This is a genomic window from Corynebacterium sp. HMSC074E01 (assembly GCF_001808885.1).
Taxonomy (GTDB): domain Bacteria; phylum Actinomycetota; class Actinomycetes; order Mycobacteriales; family Mycobacteriaceae; genus Corynebacterium.
In genome coordinates, this window is record NZ_KV794821.1 from 127123 (window position 1) to 143720 (window position 16598).

The 16598-nt window shown below is 60.2% G+C and carries 17 protein-coding genes; 11 read left to right on the top strand and 6 right to left on the bottom strand.

Translation table 11 applies throughout. The features are described from left to right. Positions 1-63 precede the first annotated feature (63 nt). The 8 genes from HMPREF2537_RS01720 to HMPREF2537_RS01755 all read left to right on the top strand — a co-directional run bounded on the left by HMPREF2537_RS01720 (position 64) and on the right by HMPREF2537_RS01755 (position 3951). Entirely contained in the window at positions 64-600 is a 537-nt protein-coding gene (locus tag HMPREF2537_RS01720) for an NADPH-dependent FMN reductase (protein ID WP_070525038.1), read from the top strand. A 5-nt stretch (positions 601-605) separates the two neighbouring features. After that, complete coding sequence (locus HMPREF2537_RS01725) at positions 606-1298, top strand: SDR family oxidoreductase (RefSeq protein WP_070525040.1); 693 nt, start codon at positions 606-608, stop codon at positions 1296-1298. 80 nt (positions 1299-1378) lie between these two features. Further along, a complete protein-coding gene (locus HMPREF2537_RS01730) occupies positions 1379-2026 on the top strand; it encodes a LysE family translocator (protein ID WP_083298938.1) in 648 nt (215 codons plus the stop codon). A 19-nt stretch (positions 2027-2045) separates the two neighbouring features. Then, the gene (locus tag HMPREF2537_RS01735; RefSeq protein WP_046648682.1) at positions 2046-2324 is read left to right on the top strand and encodes an RNA-binding S4 domain-containing protein; all 279 of its coding nucleotides are present in this window, start codon (positions 2046-2048) and stop codon (positions 2322-2324) included. Further along, on the top strand, positions 2324-3028 hold the full coding sequence (locus HMPREF2537_RS01740; RefSeq protein ID WP_070525044.1) for a VOC family protein: 705 nt from the start codon (positions 2324-2326) through the stop codon (positions 3026-3028). The genes HMPREF2537_RS01735 and HMPREF2537_RS01740 overlap by 1 nt, the downstream gene beginning before the upstream one ends. Next, the gene (locus tag HMPREF2537_RS01745; RefSeq protein ID WP_070525046.1) at positions 3000-3293 is read left to right on the top strand and encodes an MGMT family protein; all 294 of its coding nucleotides are present in this window, start codon (positions 3000-3002) and stop codon (positions 3291-3293) included. The genes HMPREF2537_RS01740 and HMPREF2537_RS01745 overlap by 29 nt, the downstream gene beginning before the upstream one ends. Before the next feature lie 2 nt (positions 3294-3295). Then, a complete protein-coding gene (locus tag HMPREF2537_RS01750) occupies positions 3296-3646 on the top strand; it encodes a DMT family transporter (protein ID WP_070525048.1) in 351 nt (116 codons plus the stop codon). Next, the gene (locus HMPREF2537_RS01755; protein WP_070525049.1) at positions 3643-3951 is read left to right on the top strand and encodes a DMT family transporter; all 309 of its coding nucleotides are present in this window, start codon (positions 3643-3645) and stop codon (positions 3949-3951) included. Before HMPREF2537_RS01750 ends, HMPREF2537_RS01755 begins: the two co-directional genes overlap by 4 nt. 38 nt (positions 3952-3989) lie before the next feature. On the opposite strand, the gene HMPREF2537_RS01760 is transcribed toward HMPREF2537_RS01755, so the two are convergent. Then, positions 3990-5267, bottom strand: a complete 1278-nt coding sequence (locus HMPREF2537_RS01760) for an HNH endonuclease signature motif containing protein (protein ID WP_070525051.1) — start codon at positions 5265-5267, stop codon at positions 3990-3992. A gap of 273 nt (positions 5268-5540) precedes the next feature. Here HMPREF2537_RS01760 and HMPREF2537_RS01765 point away from each other — a divergent pair, with 273 nt between their 5' ends. Beyond that, positions 5541-6308, top strand: a complete 768-nt coding sequence (locus tag HMPREF2537_RS01765; protein ID WP_143342288.1) for a hypothetical protein — start codon at positions 5541-5543, stop codon at positions 6306-6308. Between the two features lie 45 nt (positions 6309-6353). On the opposite strand, the gene HMPREF2537_RS01770 is transcribed toward HMPREF2537_RS01765, so the two are convergent. Together HMPREF2537_RS01770 and HMPREF2537_RS01775 are read right to left on the bottom strand one after the other, a co-directional pair. Next, positions 6354-7196 (bottom strand): PrsW family intramembrane metalloprotease, encoded by an 843-nt coding sequence (locus HMPREF2537_RS01770; protein WP_070525054.1) that lies wholly within the window; start codon positions 7194-7196, stop codon positions 6354-6356. Continuing rightward, positions 7193-7684, bottom strand: a complete 492-nt coding sequence (locus HMPREF2537_RS01775; RefSeq protein ID WP_070520291.1) for a hypothetical protein — start codon at positions 7682-7684, stop codon at positions 7193-7195. Before HMPREF2537_RS01775 ends, HMPREF2537_RS01770 begins: the two co-directional genes overlap by 4 nt. A gap of 42 nt (positions 7685-7726) precedes the next feature. Between HMPREF2537_RS01775 and HMPREF2537_RS01780 the strand changes: the two genes are divergently transcribed. Both HMPREF2537_RS01780 and HMPREF2537_RS01785 read left to right on the top strand, forming a co-directional pair. Next, the gene (locus HMPREF2537_RS01780; RefSeq protein ID WP_070525056.1) at positions 7727-9643 is read left to right on the top strand and encodes a M13 family metallopeptidase; all 1917 of its coding nucleotides are present in this window, start codon (positions 7727-7729) and stop codon (positions 9641-9643) included. A 14-nt stretch (positions 9644-9657) separates the two neighbouring features. After that, positions 9658-10488 carry an alpha/beta hydrolase gene (locus tag HMPREF2537_RS01785; RefSeq protein WP_070525058.1) on the top strand — a complete coding sequence of 277 codons (831 nt, stop codon included), beginning with the start codon at positions 9658-9660 and terminating at the stop codon, positions 10486-10488. 3 nt (positions 10489-10491) lie between these two features. Here the strand turns inward: HMPREF2537_RS01785 and HMPREF2537_RS01790 are convergent, their stop codons facing one another. From HMPREF2537_RS01790 to HMPREF2537_RS01800, 3 genes are read right to left on the bottom strand one after another with little or no spacing between them, the layout of a single operon-like run. Continuing rightward, on the bottom strand, positions 10492-13836 hold the full coding sequence (locus tag HMPREF2537_RS01790; RefSeq protein ID WP_070525060.1) for an arabinosyltransferase domain-containing protein: 3345 nt from the start codon (positions 13834-13836) through the stop codon (positions 10492-10494). A gap of 31 nt (positions 13837-13867) precedes the next feature. Then, complete coding sequence (locus HMPREF2537_RS01795; RefSeq protein WP_070525062.1) at positions 13868-15793, bottom strand: galactan 5-O-arabinofuranosyltransferase; 1926 nt, start codon at positions 15791-15793, stop codon at positions 13868-13870. A gap of 38 nt (positions 15794-15831) precedes the next feature. After that, positions 15832-16590 (bottom strand): decaprenylphospho-beta-D-erythro-pentofuranosid-2-ulose 2-reductase, encoded by a 759-nt coding sequence (locus HMPREF2537_RS01800; protein ID WP_070525064.1) that lies wholly within the window; start codon positions 16588-16590, stop codon positions 15832-15834. Positions 16591-16598 lie beyond the last annotated feature (8 nt).

A 16598-nucleotide genomic window follows, 5' to 3' on the forward strand; every position in this document is an offset into this window, starting at 1 on the left:
TGCGTCGGCATATCGGCGTAGGCTCAGACGTTGACACGTTAACAAAATGTGAAAGGTATATCTATGGCGAAAATCGGCATCATCCTCGGCTCTACCCGCGACGACCGCGCCGGGCTGGCCATCGCCCAGTGGGTCACCGACCTCGCTCAGGGCCGCGACGTGGACTACGAGCTCATCGACCTTAAGGCTTTCGATGTCCCGATCCTCACCTCCTCCGTTGTTCCTATGGCGGCAAACAAAAACTATGAGGACCCGAATGTGCAGGCCTGGTCCGATGCTATCGATTCCTGTGATGCCTTTATCTTCGTCACCCCGGAGTACAACCACTCCGTGCCGGGCGCTTTCAAGAACGCCGTCGATTCCCTCGGTGCCGAGTGGGTGGCCAAGCCGATTGCTTACGTGGGCTACAGCTTCAGCGGCGGCATCCGCGCGGTAGAGGCGTGGCGCCTCATCATGGCGAACTTCTCTATGAAGCAGCTGCGCACCCAGCTGGATATCTCGCTGAATACCGACATGAAGGATGGCACCTTCACCCCGGCTGATTTCAAGGTCGGGATCGTCGAAAACATCTGCGCCGAGCTGGAAGAAGCCCTATCCTAGGGCGCATGGAAAAAGTAGCAGTCGTTACAGGAGCGTCCTCGGGGATTGGGGAGGCGTCGGCAAGAGCGTTGGCGGCTGACGGCTGGCATGTCGTCGTCGGCGCGCGGCGCGTGGAGCGCCTTGAGGCCCTCGCGAACGACATCGGCGGCGAGGCCTATGCCCTCGACGTCACTTCGGACGAATCCGTAGCCGAATTCGTTTCCCACCTCGACCGCGTTGACCTCTTGGTCAACAACGCCGGTGGCGCGAAGGGCCTGGAGCCCCTCGTGGAGACCACCATCGAGGATTGGCAGTGGATGTATGACGTCAACGTCCTCGGCACTGTCCGCATGATCCAAGCCCTCATGCCGAAACTGCAGGGCGGACTCATTATTAACATGGGCTCCGTTGCCGGGTGGAACGTCTACGAGGGCGGCTCCGGCTACAACGCCGCCAAGCATGGCGTCCGCGTGATTTCTCGTGCATTACGTATCGAGGAGCACGGCGTTCGTGTCACCGAGCTCGACCCCGGCCGTGTAGCCACGGAAGAATTTTCCCTGAATCGTTTTCGGGGCGACACCGATCGTGCCGCACAGGTGTATGACGGCGAACTCAACCTCACCGCGGAAGACATCGCTGAGGCTGTGCGTTGGGTGGCCTCGCTGCCGGAGCACGTCAACATCGACACCATGACCATTAAGCCGCGTACGCAAAGCTAAATTACCTGTTTCGCTGCAGGTGAGACGCCTCTTATAGTGGCATGCGTTAGTAATAGTGCATGTGAGTATGGGGGTGTTAGGTGGCTTTCAGCGCCATAGTGGCCTTGATGGGTGTGTGGTTCGCGGCGATGGCTTCGCCGGGGCCAGACGTGGTGCAGATTATTCGTTTGGGCGCACGCTCTACGCGCGCGGCGGTGTGGGCCGCAATCGGTAGCACCACCGGCTTGATGCTGTGGACCGTTGCTTCGCTAGCGGGGCTTACCGCATTGATTTCGGCGCATCCGGAAATCCTGGTGGCGCTGCAGGTTGCCGGCGGCAGCTATCTGCTGTGGATGGCATTTTCTGCAATAAGCAGCGGCATCAAAGAGCGTCGTGCTCCAGCAACCATCAATCCGCAACCGCGCGGGTTTACCCCGGACGGCATCATCAGACTCGGCACGGCGTACCGCATGGGCCTAGTCAGCGATCTTTCTAATCCCAAGGTACTCATCTTCTTCGGCGCTATTTTCGCCAACTTCATCGATCCGGGCATGGGATTGAGCGCGAATGCCACGGTTGGCTCTGTGTTGATTATTGAAAGCCTCATCATTTTCGTCGGCGTTGCGTTGTGCACCCGTGCGGTGGCGAAGTGGATGGCAAAGAATTCCGCCGGGGTAGATATCTTCAGCGGAGTCGTGTTTGCCCTGCTTGGCATCATCATTCTGGCAGAGGGAGTTCTTGCGCTTTGAGCTGGGTATGCTGGTCAACATGCTAGAAGTCTCAATTAAGGGAGAATCCATTAAGCTCGGCCAGTTCCTCAAACTGGCCTCCTTGGTCGCCACCGGGGGTGAGGCCAAAGAACTCATCGAGCAGGGGCAGGTCACCGTCAATGGGGAGGTGACTAAGCAGCGCGGAGCAACGCTGGCGCTTGGCGACGTCATCTGCGTCTCCGACACCTGCGCCCGCGTCGTCGAAGACGACGACGATTATTTTGATGAAGCCACCGCCGATGATGACTTCGACCCGGAGAAGTGGAGGAACCTTTAATGCCTGCATTTGAAGCAGAAGTAGGAATGCCCTACTGGATTACCCTGGCCAGCTCTGATGTGAAAGCCTCCGAGAAGTTTTACTCGGCCGTGCTGGGCTGGGAATTCGAAGATGGCATTGCTCGGCTGCAGGGCCTTCCCATCGCAGAAATTGTTCCGGGTCAGGACACCTGGGCTACCTACTTCCTCTCCCGCGACTTGGAAGCCGACTGCGCCCGGGTTGAACAACTCGGCGGAAAAATCCTCGCTTTAGGTGCCCCGCTGGCGCTCGTACTCGATAAGTCCGGTGCCATGTTTGGTTTGACGCAGCCGGAGCTCGACCGCTTTGTCGCCGGTGGTGAGCCTGGCACACCGGTGTGGCACGAGCTGACGGTCTCGGATGATTTCCACTCCGCGCTGGACTTTTATGGCGAGCTCTTCGATTGGGAAATCCGCGGCGATGAGCATTACGCGGTTGCGGAGGAAGAAGGCGCTGCCTTCGCTGGATTCTGGCACGCGGAAGGTTTGCCGAGCTTTTGGCAAACCTACTTGGGTGTGCGGGATATTGACCAGGCAGCGAAGGCTGTTACGGACAATGGTGGGCAGATTATCCGCGAGCCCCACGATTCGCCATTCGGCCGCCTGTGCTTGATTGAGGATTCCACGGGCGCGGCACTTACCTTGTGTGAGGTCGAGGATGCCCCCGAAGAACCCATCGAGCTCTAGAGTCACGGAGGTAGTTCTCCGCATACCTCTTGGCAATGTCTCCACCTACGGAGAGATTGCAAAAGTGGCAGGGGTCGGCCCGCGGTATGTGGGTTGGGTAATGTCGAAAAGCGCGGATCTGCCCTGGTGGCGGGTGGTCAACAGTACCGGCCGCGCCCACACCTCTGCCGCCCAGGCCCATTGGGATGAAGAAGGAATCCCGCACCGCGGTGACCGCGTGGTGCTCTCTGAGTGCGGGCTGGATGCGGCGGATCTGGGAGGGTGAAAGTGCGCGCTTGGCTCTTTTTGAGCATCGCCATCTTCAGTGAGGTGTTGGCGACACTAAGCCTCAAAGTGGCGCTGGAGTACCCTGCGGTCTATATCGTGGTGGTGGCGGGTTACGTCGTCGCTTTTTCCGCCCTGCACCAAGTGTTGCGCTGTGGCATGCACGTGGGTGTGGCCTATGGGATTTGGGGCGCAACCGGAGTGGTGCTTACCGCAGGGCTGTCCGCATACCTTTTTGGCGAACAGCTCACGCCGCTCATGCTGGTGGGCATGGGCTGCATCATCGTCGGCGTAGTTTGCGTAGAGATGGGCGGCCGGGCGCCGAAGACAACGCTCGTGGAAGTGGAGACATGATCTGGTTATCCCTTGCCATCCTCATCGAAGTTGCTGGCACTTTGGGCCTGCGCATGCTGGCCGTTCACGGCCAGAAGGCATGGGTGGCGTGGGTCGTCGTGGCCTATGTGTCCTCTTATGCTTTCTTGTCGTTGGCGCTTCGGCAGGGCATACCGCTAGGCGTGGCCTATGGAATTTGGACTGCCTCGGGCGTAGCGCTTACTGCTCTTTTGTCCTTCATGCTTTTCCGTGAGCCTTTCACCTGGTTTAAGGTCTTAGGGGTCGCGCTGATCATTGGTGGAGTTCTTCTAGTCGACATGGGGTAGACGACGATCCCTTCGTCGTTTTAAACGACGGACCTTTCTTAGAAGGGGATCTCCTCTCCGCCTTCAGATCCCTTGTTCTCTGCCTTTTCTGTATGTGCGTGGTTTACGGCTTCTTGTTGTTCTTTGTCTAGCTCAGTTTTAAGTTCTTGGGCCTCACGGTGTTTCCGGGCGCGGAATTCCTCAATATCTTGTGCCACACTTCGCGCCCAACGCTTGTTCTTAGGGGCTAGTGGTCCGGAAGGTTCGGTGATTGCCCACGTCCCATCCTCAAAAAGCCAGACCACATCCCCGGTATCCGGGTCCAAAATATAAAAGGCCCGTCCGTCGGTCTTCATGTTGTGGTGATGCTGGCATAGCGCGACCATGTTGTCTGGGTGCGTTGGCCCGCCATCGGCGTAGTTAATACGGTGGTCCAACTGACATAGCCACGCAGGCATTCCGCAACCAGCTGCACGACAGGTGCCATCGCGGCCCTCAACGTATTTGCGTACCATCGTGCTTGGTCCGTAGCTTTGAGAGGCTTCCGGCTTAGTGCTCAAATCCCTTTTTGTTTCGGCCTGCGCGGGGATATTGCCTAGCTGCCAGCCATGACCTTCTACATATACTGGTGCATCCGCGACATCACTAGCTTGATAGGCGTGGAGTACTACGCGGGCTGCTTCTGGCTCTACTTTCCCAGTGACGAGAAGGATGAGTGCTTCGGCCATCGACACCTCATGCTTTTCGGCCGCTGCTTTAATAGCCTCATGAATAATGACCCCGATGCTGCTGTCAACTTCTAGTTCGATGGTGGCGCGCTGGGCGCGCGTGAGTATGGAATACCGGTTCTTCGGGCGTGTATCTTCCACCGCGATGGAGTCATCATGAACCTTGACCAGATCACGCATGCGGCGGCGAATCTGCGAGGTGCTGGGAAACGCCTGGTTGGGCTTCGTCGGAGTGAACCAACGGGCCAACGAAGTATCAATGGCAGCTACTACCTCTGGGGAAGGCTGACCCAGCTTAGCCATGACCTGGTCAATGGCAATCAAGGCAGGCAGGTCCAGCAAATAATAAGCATCTTGCAGGGCTTTGAGCTGGGGGAGTTCTCTAAGGCGGTAAATCCCCATGACTATGTGAGCAACTGCCCCGGCCGTTTTGCCGGTCTTGAGCCCAAGGCGCATACACGCTGTGTCTGAGTCTTCGTCCAAGGCGGGAAGGACGCTAGACCAGAACTCGTAGTCTGCTTGGCGTATGTCTTTACCTTTCATACATACTGGGTCGCTCGGATTGGAATGAGAAAAATAGGAAACAACAACGTCTGAAGTGGAAGACACTTCAACCCCCTACTATTGGTCGAGTTACTGCGAAGGGACGAACCCCCACCGTTCGAAATCCCTTTCGAAGTAAGAGCTTATTCGGTATCTCTGGGGGAGTCCATACCGCGGAAGGAAGTTGTGATTAAAGGGGTAAATGGGAAAACTGATGCTCCACGCTCTCTGTGGGATAAGAGCTGGATGAAACGAACATTCGAGACTTCCAGTAGGGGTTTAGGGCGTTAAAGCTCCAATTAGGGCTGTTAAAGCTGTGACTTGAGTTAATCTATACAAGTGTTTAAGTCTCGCTCCTTTATTGTTGGCCTTGCACTGGCGGCCACCACCGCGCCTACTGCCCAGGCTCTGACGTTCGATCCTGGAAAAGTCCCACCACGCACCCAGATGACCGTGCGCTACGCCGATGGAAATTCAGTTTCCACTGGGAATAGCCACGAGTCCCGCCCCGCGCTTTCCCTGGCGAAGCTGTATCTCGGTATGTGGGTGCTGAAATATGGCGCATCGGAGGATAAGGCACGGGTGGAGAACATGATTCGTTTTTCTGAGGACGGCACCGCCAGCGACTTGGAGCGGAAGTACCCACAGGCCATTCCCTCCATCATCGGGGAGTATCGACTGGGGGAGACTCACCACAATGGTTATTGGGGAAATACTACGACGTCGACGGAGGATCTCACTCGCTTCATAGGGGCGATATCTGGCGATCCGGTTGCCGCGCCGCTCATGAAGGGCATGGCGACGGCGGCGCCTGTAGCATCAGACGGCTACCGCCAGGACTTTGGCACCGCACGCATCCCGGGCATCATTGGAACGAAATTCGGGTGGTCGGATAACCGTCAGGTTCACGCTAGTGCTTCTTTCGGTCCTGGATATAGCGTGGCGGCTAATACCTATGGATCCCCTGCGGATCTCACGGGGGATGTGCTGGGAGCAGTGGAGGTTGCACCGCAGGTGCCTGGCTTGCCGACGCCTCTACAGGACGCGCGCGATCGAGCGTGTGCGGAACTAAAGCGGGCGGTGCCGAGCTCTTCGCAGGCATGCTAAGCGTAGCCATTGTGAAAATACCCTTGGCGGGGCACCTCGACTAAATCACTGCAGGCTGGCGAGGCCGGGCGAGTGCGAGTAGGTATCATCCGTCTTAGCCAGACGGTGGGCCCGAATCCCTAGAGTGATGACGGTGGGGTAGAGGATGAGTGCGACGACAATATACTGCGTGACCAACTGCCACGTCTCATCCCACATGTAGTTCCATGCAAAGTGGAGACAGAAGGAAGCAAAGAGCGCTCCTACGCCTACGCCGAGACGCCACCACCAGGTTTTATGGGCAGCGTAAATGGCCCAGCCGATGCCGAAACCCGCGATGGCCGTCAGTGACATGTGCAGGCCTGGGCCTGCCACAAGGCGGAGTCCCCACATCTGCAGCATGCCGATCCAATCAGACGTCGGGTGCATCACGGCGCCGAGGGAAACGTAGAGGATGTTCTCAAAAACATCGAAAGCCCAGCCCACAAGCGCACCGACGATAAACCCATGCCAAGGTCGGTTGAGCTGGCGGAAGCTGAGCAACACAAAGACCACGCCCAGCGCCTTGGCGAACTCCTCCGGATAAGCGCCGGACCAGGACATCATGGATTCCTCCCAGCCCACTCCTTTGGTGAGGGAGGTGAACGGAAGCGCGGAGAGGAGAGCCAAAGACACCGCGGTGCCGGCTCCCCACAACACGCTGGCTGTAGCCCAGCCCTTGGCCGGTGACGCCCACATTGGGCTGAGATGCCACAGGTATAGACCCAGTGCGAGGAAGGCTAGTCCGATGAGCAGGCTTATCAGGCCCGGCAGCGGGGCAACGATAAAGGAACCCAACAGATTGATCAGAGCTGCGGGTAGGCACACGCCAATGAAGACCCACAGCGCCACGCGGAAGATCTTGCTCACTTGAAGGCCTCCATAAACTGATCGGCGATTTCTTCTGGGTTTCCGTCTGAAAAGACGAGCTCGTAGTTGAGATCGTCCTTGGCCACGCTAAAGGCAACGACCGGGATGTATGTATACGTTCGCAGTACGAGGATGCCGTCTTGGTTTTCTACTTCTTCTTTCGGCATCGACCCGAAGGTCGTGGCGCGCACAGCTCGGCGCAGGGCCAGCTCGTCATCGTCGACATCAGAGGTGAGGTAGGCCTCGACCAAGGTATCGCCGCAATCCCACGCCTGGTTGGCCACGGAATCGTAGTTCACGCTGCATTCGACGCCGTCGATAGGCTGACGCCACTCAGGATCGTCGAGGACAACAGGCTCGGTTTCAGGATCGTGGTCCGGCAGCGCCAAGCTGAGGACGGCGGGCGTGCCGAGCACGAGGAGGGTCACCCCAAGCACAGCGAAAAACGGCCCCGTCATCTTCGCTGGCGGGAAACGATAAGAAGTCATGCACACCACACTAATGGGTACATCTGACATAGAGTGAAGTGCATGAAGGATCTGTATCAGTTTGTTAATGGCCCTTGGATCGAGTCCCACGTTATTCCCGACGATCGCGGTGTCGACGGGACTTTTCACGCGCTTCGCGACGAAGCCGAGGAACTCGTCCACGACATCGTTAAGGAAGACACGGGCCGCCCAGGGATCGTGTATTCCTCCCACATGGACGTTGAAGGAGTTAATGCTGCGGGAACGGCACCGCTTTCCGAGGATCTGGACAAGCTGGTGGCGGCGGACCCGGAGGAGCTGGCACATAACCTGGGAGTGCTGGAGCGCGAGGGCGTCGGCGCCCCGGTTACCTTCTGGGTAGAAAAGGACTCCGGCGCCGAGGAGGCGGTGGCCTACATTATTCAGTCCGGTTTAGGTCTGCCGGATGAGGCTTATTACCGCGAGGAAGCTCACGCGCAGACGCTCGAGGCCTACGAGAAGCACGTTGCGGCGATGCTTGAATTCTTAGATCCCGCGCGCCTCTTCGGGCTGGGTGCGGATGCGGCCGCAACGCGCATCGTAAACCTAGAGAAGGAAATCGCGGCCGGCCACTGGGACGTGGTGGCCTCGCGTGATGCGGTGAAGACGTATAACCCGGTGGACGTCGCCAAGCTGCCCAGCATCACCCGCGCCATCCTGCAGGGTGGGGGACTGCCCGAGCACCGTGTGGTGGCTATGATGCCATCTTATTTTGAGCACCTCGAGGGCCTGTTTACCGCCGGCCGTATGGCGGATTGGCAGCTGTGGGCGACGTGGCACATTCTGCTGTCGCGCGCGCCGTACCTTACTGAGGAGATCGGTAAGAAGAATTTCGAGTTCTACGGAACCAAGCTTTCGGGCGCCACGGAGCAGCGTGATCGCTGGAAGCGCGCCGTGGGCTTGGCGGAAAACATGGTGGGACAGGAGATCGGCAAGGTTTTCGTGGACAAGCACTTCCCGCCCTCCTCGAAGTCCGAGATGGATGAGCTGGTGGAGTACCTTACCGCCGCTTATCGTGAGAGGATTTCGCAGCTGGAGTGGATGACCCCGGCTACCCGCGAGCGCGCGCTGGAGAAGCTCGCCCAGTTCAAGGCTAAAATCGGTTATCCAGATACCTGGCGTGACTATTCTGACCTGGAGTTTTCACCGAAGGGCGCGGACTTGGTGGCCAATGTGCGCGCGGGTAATGCGTGGAACCACGATTATGAACTGGCCAAGATTGGTAAGCCGGCGGACCGCGATGAATGGTTCGCCACCCCGCAAACGGTCAATGCTTTTTATAATCCAGTGGTCAATGACATCACCTTCCCGGCAGCGATTCTGCGCCCGCCGTTCTACAATCCTGAGGCGGACGCCGCGGAGAACTTCGGTGCTATCGGTGCGGTGATTGGTCACGAGATTGGCCACGGTTTTGATGACCAGGGCTCGCAGTACGACGGCCAGGGTAACCTCAACTCTTGGTGGACGGATGAGGACCGCGTGGCCTTCGAGAAGTTGACCGCGAAGCTGGTGGACCAGTTCCAGGGGCAGGTGCCGAAGGTGCTGGAGGGCACTGATTCCGCAGGCGTCAACGGCAGCTTCACCCTGGGTGAGAACATCGGTGACTTGGGCGGATTGGGCATTGCCGTGGTGGCCTACAAGAACTACTGCGCCGACAAGGGCCTGGACATCAACGGCCAGGTCGCGCCGTTTGAGGCCGAGGGCGCTGAGCCGGAATTGGCAGAGCACGAGTACACCGGTCTGCAGCGCTTCTTCCTGGCGTGGGCGCGCGTGTGGCGTACTGCCATCCGTCCGGAGATGGCCACGCAGTATTTGGCCATTGACCCGCACTCGCCGGCAGAGTTCCGCTGCAACATCATCGCCGAGAACATCGATGAATTCTACGAGGCTTTTGATGTCGAGGGTGGTCTTGCACCGGAGGAGCGCGTCACCATCTGGTAGTACTCTTGGGGGCCATGAGTGAGTGGAATATCGGCGGCCAGGGTCGCCAGCTAAGCCCTGAACAACAGCTCGAGCAGCTCTCCTCCTACATGGAGGTGCACTACCCGCTGCCGGATTTCCGCCCGCCGTGGGCTGGTGGAGGTTCGCCGGATGCGGACCGCTATTGTGCGCTGCTTCCGGACCGCATCGTGCAAGCCTCCATGATGGTGCTGGGCTCCGCAGTGGATCACTCGCTGCCCGGCACCGCCTTTACGGAAGGCGTGAGCGTTGAGGACTCTGAGGTGGGAGCGATTTTTGTTCCTTCAGAGCCGAATGGCCGCTGGGCAGTGTCGCTGCACTCCGGCGGCTGGTGGCGCGGTGACGGCAAGGCACTAGAAATGCAATGGCGGCCCGAAGTTGCTGCCGCAGCGCAGTTGTCGGGCACGACGATCATTGACGTCGATTATCCGTTGGCGCCGGAGCGCACCGTGGCGGAGATGGTCCAGTCGGTTCAGGCGGCCGTCGATTATGCGCGCGACCATGGGGCCAACCGCGTGACGGTGTGGGGATATTCCTCCGGTGGGGCGCTCGCAGCGCTGGTGCCTGCCGACGCCCTCCTCCTCACCTTCCCCGACTTCGGCGCGCTGGCCAAGCTGCCGGAGGAGATCCGCGGCGACTACGTCCTCGATGTTGAGAAGCTGCCGGGGCTGTATTCTGACATCTTGGTCCAGACCGCGGCGCAGGACGAGATTGCTGAGCGCGTGGAGATCCCCGGTGCACAGACTGCGGAGTATGTGTCCATGCACCGTATTTCGACCCCGACCGTGGCGCGTCAGCGCATTAAAGATTCGGCCGAGTTTCTCTAATCCCTACTGCTCACCCTCCGGGCGAATCTTCATCTCGGAGTTCTTCCACAGTCCGGAGCGCTGGATGATTTCCTGGTCGATGTCCGCCTCGAGCGGGGCCTCGCCGCGGGAGTTGGTGCGCAGCTCATACTTTTCAATGGAGCCCCAGTCGCGCGCCCAATCGTTGTTGAGGTAGCTCGGGATCTCATAGGAGTAGTTCACTGCCTCCGCGGTTGCCAGCGCACCACCACCGGAGAAGGACTGGAAGTCCGTGAGGGAGGTCTGTGCGGCGGCGTCGGGAAGAATGCGGAACTGCGGGATCTCGGTCACGCCGGCGTAGTGGTCGAAGGTGCGCTGGCAGGGGAACTGCAGGGCCACGGACCAGTCGAGGAGTGCCGGGGTAGAGGAATCGAACTGGGAGTTGATGGTGGCAAGCTCCGGGACGCGCGGCGGGGTAAACGCCATCCAGTCGTCTTCATCGGTGGAATCGTCTACCGCAACGAGGCGCACAACGTTGGCCTCCTCTGGGAGCTCGTCCAGAGCAATGCGGAGGTTGCGCCATTTGGGGGTCGCGCCGACGTCGGAAAGCTCGGCCTCACCCTTGTTGGTGACCTTGCCGTCCTTGAGGGTGCCGTACTCCAAGGTGAGCTCGGTGCCTTCCTGCTCCACGCCGTTGACGTCGTGGTGATAAATCTTACCGGCGGCAGAGACCGCGAGGACGGGGGTGTTTTCTCCCGGCTCCGGCAAGTTGTACCACTGGGTGGTGATGGTAGCGGTGGAGCGCTGCGACTCATCGTAGGAGCCCATGACCGGGACCTTCGTGTAATCCAGGTTGAAGGGCAGGTGCATCTCGGAGCCGTTGATGCCTAGGGTTCCGCGCACGCCACCGGCGGAAGAGTCGGTGACTTCGGTTGCCTTTTCCTCGGATTCGGTGAGTTCCTTTTGTTCATTGGACGCAGCCGAGTCATCACCTGTGGTGTTGGCAATGGCGCCTACTGATGCCGAGTTGAGGTTCTCCGGCTCAATATCTTCCTTGATCATGTTGGGGCCGAAACCGAAGTTGTCCTCATCCTCATCAACCAGCGAATCCTTGAGGTCGCCATTGACCGGAGTGAGGAAGGAATCGTTGGTGTTGGTTTCCACCATGGTGGCATCTGCCAGCGAGCAGACATCGCCGTGCAGGGATGCCAGGTTGCCCTTGCCCACGGAGTAGGAATCCGCCTGGGCCACGTAGCCCTTGGCAAAGGAGGCGCAGGAGAAGGCCACGATGAGGATGCAGGCCATCGCAATCGGTGCGGACATGGCGCCTGCCCAGCGAGAGACCTTGGCGGCGTTGGCGGCCTCGAATTCCTCGAGGGTGCCGTCGGCTTCAGCCTTGTTCTTGCGGTAGCTGTGGACGAGAGATTGGTAAAGGCCAATCGCTAGGACCACCATGGCGATCGCGAGAACCACGGTGTTGGCCTCGATGGCCTTGAACTGCACCGTGCGGTCCCACCACGGGATGCCGAAGGAGGACACGTACCACCAAGCGTTCCAGCCACCCAGGGAGATGGCGAGGAGGAAAATCACCGCGGCGATGGAGAAGGTCCGGGCGCGCGGGGAGCGCATGGCGATCTGGGAAAGGACCACCGAGCCCAGCGCGGCGATGACACCGGCGATACCGGCGTAGATACCGAAGTGGTGCGTCCACTTCGTCGGCGTGAACATGAGGAAGAAGGCCGAGAGCGCCATGATGGCCAGCAGGCGCTTGGTGGGATCTGCCTCCGCACCGACGACGCGGTGGTTCTTGATGAAGGCGTAGATGATGAGCGCCAAGCAGAAAAGCATGGTGAACATGGCGAAACGGCGCGTCAGGGAGCCATCCACGGAGGGCTCGAAGAGCGTGGAGTAGCGGACGAACTCGGAGTACCACGGCAGGGACGGGCCGACCGCGGAACGCACGCGCGTGGATTCGATGACTGACGCTAACGTTTGGTCCCCGAAGGCGGCAACCATAACCGCAGTGCCGCAGGCAAGGAACGGGGCAATGAGTGCCGGCCAGGTGACTTCGGGGGCGCGCGTGCCCATGATGCGGAACAGCGCGGGCAGGCAGACCAAGAAGATGCCTACCGCGGTCAGGCCGGTGGGGCCAGCGGCCAGGGTGATGGTGGCGATGATGGTGCCCACCGCTGCAGGCAGAAGACGCTGGGTGGAGATGGCGCGCTCGAAGGAAGCCCACGTAAGCATGACACCGAGGGCCACGATGGGCTCTGGACGTACGCCGTTGTTATAGGGCAGCCAGAAAGCCAGGAACATGAACGCGGCGGTCCAGTGCGCGAGGCGGCGCTCGTTCACGCGGGCACCGAAGCGCGGGAGCATCTCGCGCGACAAAACGAACCAGATGATGAGCGCCGAGATGAGGGAGGGCAGGCGCACGATGATGGAGGCGCTGGAGATTTGCGCCAGCCATGCCACGAGGTCGTAATACGGCGCGCCGAACGGGGCCTCGGGGACGCCGTACCAGCGGTAATAGTTCGCCATATAGGTCGCGTGATCGGAAACGCGCCCCATGGTGAGGATGAAGCCATCATCGGAGGTATTGGCGCCGAAGACATACCACCAGCCGAGTACAGCTGCCACGACGCCATCGAGCGGGCGGATCTGCTTCCAGGTTTCGGGCATGAAGCCAAGGCGTTTGCCATCGAGGCGGTCAATCCTCCACAGGCAGACCAGGCTGATGACCACCATGGCCAGGCCCAGCCACATGGCGATGAGCTTGAGCGGTGTCGGGGAGGAGGTAAACCGGGAGTTGATCTCGACGTGGATGCGGAGGTCGTCGCCAAGCTCGGCGAGGTTCTCCGGAGTGTCGTCGATCTCGGTGTAGACGCCGGTGACCTGCGGGCGCAGATCTTCCTCGGTGGTTTTCTTGTGCTTGCCCACGGAGACGGTGGTCCCATCCCCCGTGGAGGCGATGCTGAGGGTGGCGTCCTCTGGCAGCTGTGCCACCTGCTCGGCCGTGAGAGAGAAAATGACCTCATCGAGGCTTGTCACCGAGAGGCCACCCTCGCCGGCGCGGACAAACATGCCGCGGTTGGAGGCCTTCTTGGACTCCGGGGGCACGGTGCCGTAGAGCAGGTCCTGGCCATCGCGCAGCTTGTCGACGGCTCCCAGGGGGATCTCTGCATCAATTTCTTCCGGCGCCACCGAGATGAGCGGGGCGTTGATGGACTGCAGGGAGCCCTGCTGGGGCCAATCGAAGGAGGATTGGGTCTGGTTCACCGGCAGCAGCGGCGTCGCCACGAAGCACAGGAAACCAATGAATCCAGCGATGATGGCGGTGAGTCGCAGGGACTGCGGTGCACGTAATGAAGAGGTTTTCCGATCTGACACGGCGATCAGTCTACGTCACCGCCTTGGCTTCTTAAGATCGCGCCGCCACGATGAAGGGGCCGATTTGTTGCGTGTTCCACCCTTCCTCAAAGACCTCCGGGTTGAAGAACACCGCGCGGTAGCGCACGTTGGGCTGGTTGGGGTAGATGTCTTCAGCCAAGTGCGTCTTATAACCATCGCCGGGCTCTTCTAGATCGCCGCGGAAGATGAGGACGTCCGGCCCGCGCCACGGCGCGGACTCAAGCGACTTCGCAAACTCTTCCGGAGTCTGTTCCCAAGACTTGGAAGCCCACTCCTCGATTTGCAGGTTGCGGGTACTGAACTCTCCCAACGGGTTGGCGTAGTTGCTGGTGAAGGCGTTGAAACCGTAATAGGGGTTATAGGCCATGAAGAGCTTTTCGTCCGTGAGGACGACGGTGTCATTGGCCTCGTAGCCCTGGGCATCAATGAACTCACGGATCTTGCCGTAATTAGCGGAAGAATCGCTGGTGTAGCGGTCCGCGCGTTCCCCGTAGCCGTCGGTATCGGTATAAGCGTGGTCCAAGGCGGTCACGTTCGTTGCCGGGATCTGTTGGGCATAGTAAACACCGCCAAGCCCCATGAGGATGGCAAAGGCCAGGGTCACGCGCTTGCTGGTGGCTTCAGAGAATCCTGCCGGATAAAGCGTGGGAAGGCCCATGAGGCGGACGTCGGCCAGCGCGAGAATGCCGGCCGTGGCGAAAAGCACCGCGACGATAAGCTCCAGGCGGAAGCCCAGCAGCGTGCTGCCGGCAAGGGTCATGACCATGGAGGCCAGAGTCCACAGGTAGGTTCCGACAAGCGCGGTGCCCATGGCTCTGATTTCGGGTTCGTCAACGCGCAAGATGAGGTAGATCAGGCCAATAAGGCTGAGGGCGCCAATGACGGACAAGGAGAGGAAAGGCGCCGGGATTTGGGTGCCTTCCTCCGGCAGGTAGTGCTGCGCGGTGGATTCTAGCGGGGCGGTGGCGTGCAGGACGGCGTGCAGATACGGTGCCCAAGCAATCGCGGCGATGGCCAGGGATCCGGCCGCGATGGCGGCGAGGCGCACGAGGGGAGTCCACGTACGGTCGCCCACGCACGTGACGAGTGCAATGAGGCTGACGATGGTCAGCGCCACGGCGCCCGTGTACAGCGTGTAGAAGCAGGCTGAGATTCCCAAGTAGATAGCGATTGCGGCGGTGGAGAACCAGGAAGCCCTATAGAAAGCGTGCGAACACAGGACGGCGACCGCTGGGACACCCATGGCGATGACTGCGGAATAGGGCTCCTCAGCACCGATGGTCAGGGTCACCGCCGTGGTGGTCAAGGCAATGGCGGTGGCAACGGGCAGGGATCCGGTAAGCCGTTGCCACAGCGGAACCAGGATGCACCCGGCCATGGCCAGGGAGATGAGGCTCCAGGGTTGGTAGACCTCCCAGCCCGGCATGTTGAGAAGGTTGGCGAGCCGCCCGCCCATCCAGAACCAGCCCAGCGGGTAGAAGGTAGGCAAGCCCTCGTAGTTCATGTCCGCATAAGAGCTGGCCTCTGTGGCGCGGGTGAGGAATTGGGTGCGGAATACCTGGTCGACTTGGACACCGTCGAGCCACAGGCGGGAGGCCGAAAGAGGCAAGCCGATACTGGTTAGTGTGAGCAGCGCGGGCGAAATGTAGCACACAGCGGTGGTGAGCCACGTCCGCCAACGGGGGCGCGGCGAAGCGCCAATCACCCACCACGCGCACAGAGCTCCCACCAGCAGAACGGTGAGTGCAGTTCCCGCCGTGCTCAACGCGCGGGTCACCATCGACGTACTGAACGCCGGGAGGGAGACCGTCTTAAAGGCAAAGAAACCAATCAACGTAACAAGGCCGCCACCTACAGCGGCGGCGGCAATGCCCACGAGACTGGCGCGACGCGAGAGGCGGTCGACGTCATATTCAATGGTGGGAGACTCAGTCATGTAAGTAGTCTCCCACACGCCGTGGACTTAGCGGAACTTTAGAAAGGCAGCTTCCGGAAGATTGCCTGCGGGATGAACTTGAATCCCAAGGACACGTACTCAAACAGCGGGTGCACGAAGATGGACTGCTTGCCATCCAGCACCGCCTTGACGGTGGCCTTAGCCACGTCGGAGACGTTGACGGTCAGTGGCGCTTCGCCGGCTTCCGCCGACATCTTGGTGCGCACCTGGCCCGGGCGAACTACGAGCACCTTGGCGCCGGAGCCGCGCAGGGCCTCACCCAGGTTGATGAAGAAGCCATCCACGCCGGCCTTAGAGGCGCCGTAGACAAAGTTGGAGCGGCGCACGCGCATGCCGGCGACGGAGGAGATCGCCACGATGGTGCCGTGGCCCTGCTCCTTGAACTTCTGGCCGAGCAAGACGCCGAGGGAGACCGGTGCGGTGTAGTTGGTCTGGGCGGAGGCGACCGCCTTGGCCTGGTCCTGCCACAGTTCTTCCTGGTCACCGAGGGTGCCGAAGGCGATGATGGCAACGTCGACGTCGTCGCGCTCAAAGGCGCGCTTGACGACGTCCCCGTGGCCCTCGAAGTCAGTCGCGTCAAAGTCGATGACCTCGACGTCGCCACCGCGGGACTCGATGGTCGCGCGGGCATCCGCGATGCGCGGGGAGTCGGCGCGTGCCGCGAGGGTGACCTTGGCCGGGCCGCGCTCGAGGAATTCTTCGACGATGCCCAGGCCGATTTCGGAGGTGCCGCCGAGAAGGAGGATGTGTTGTGCTTGGCCTACTGCATTCAGCATGAGGGTGT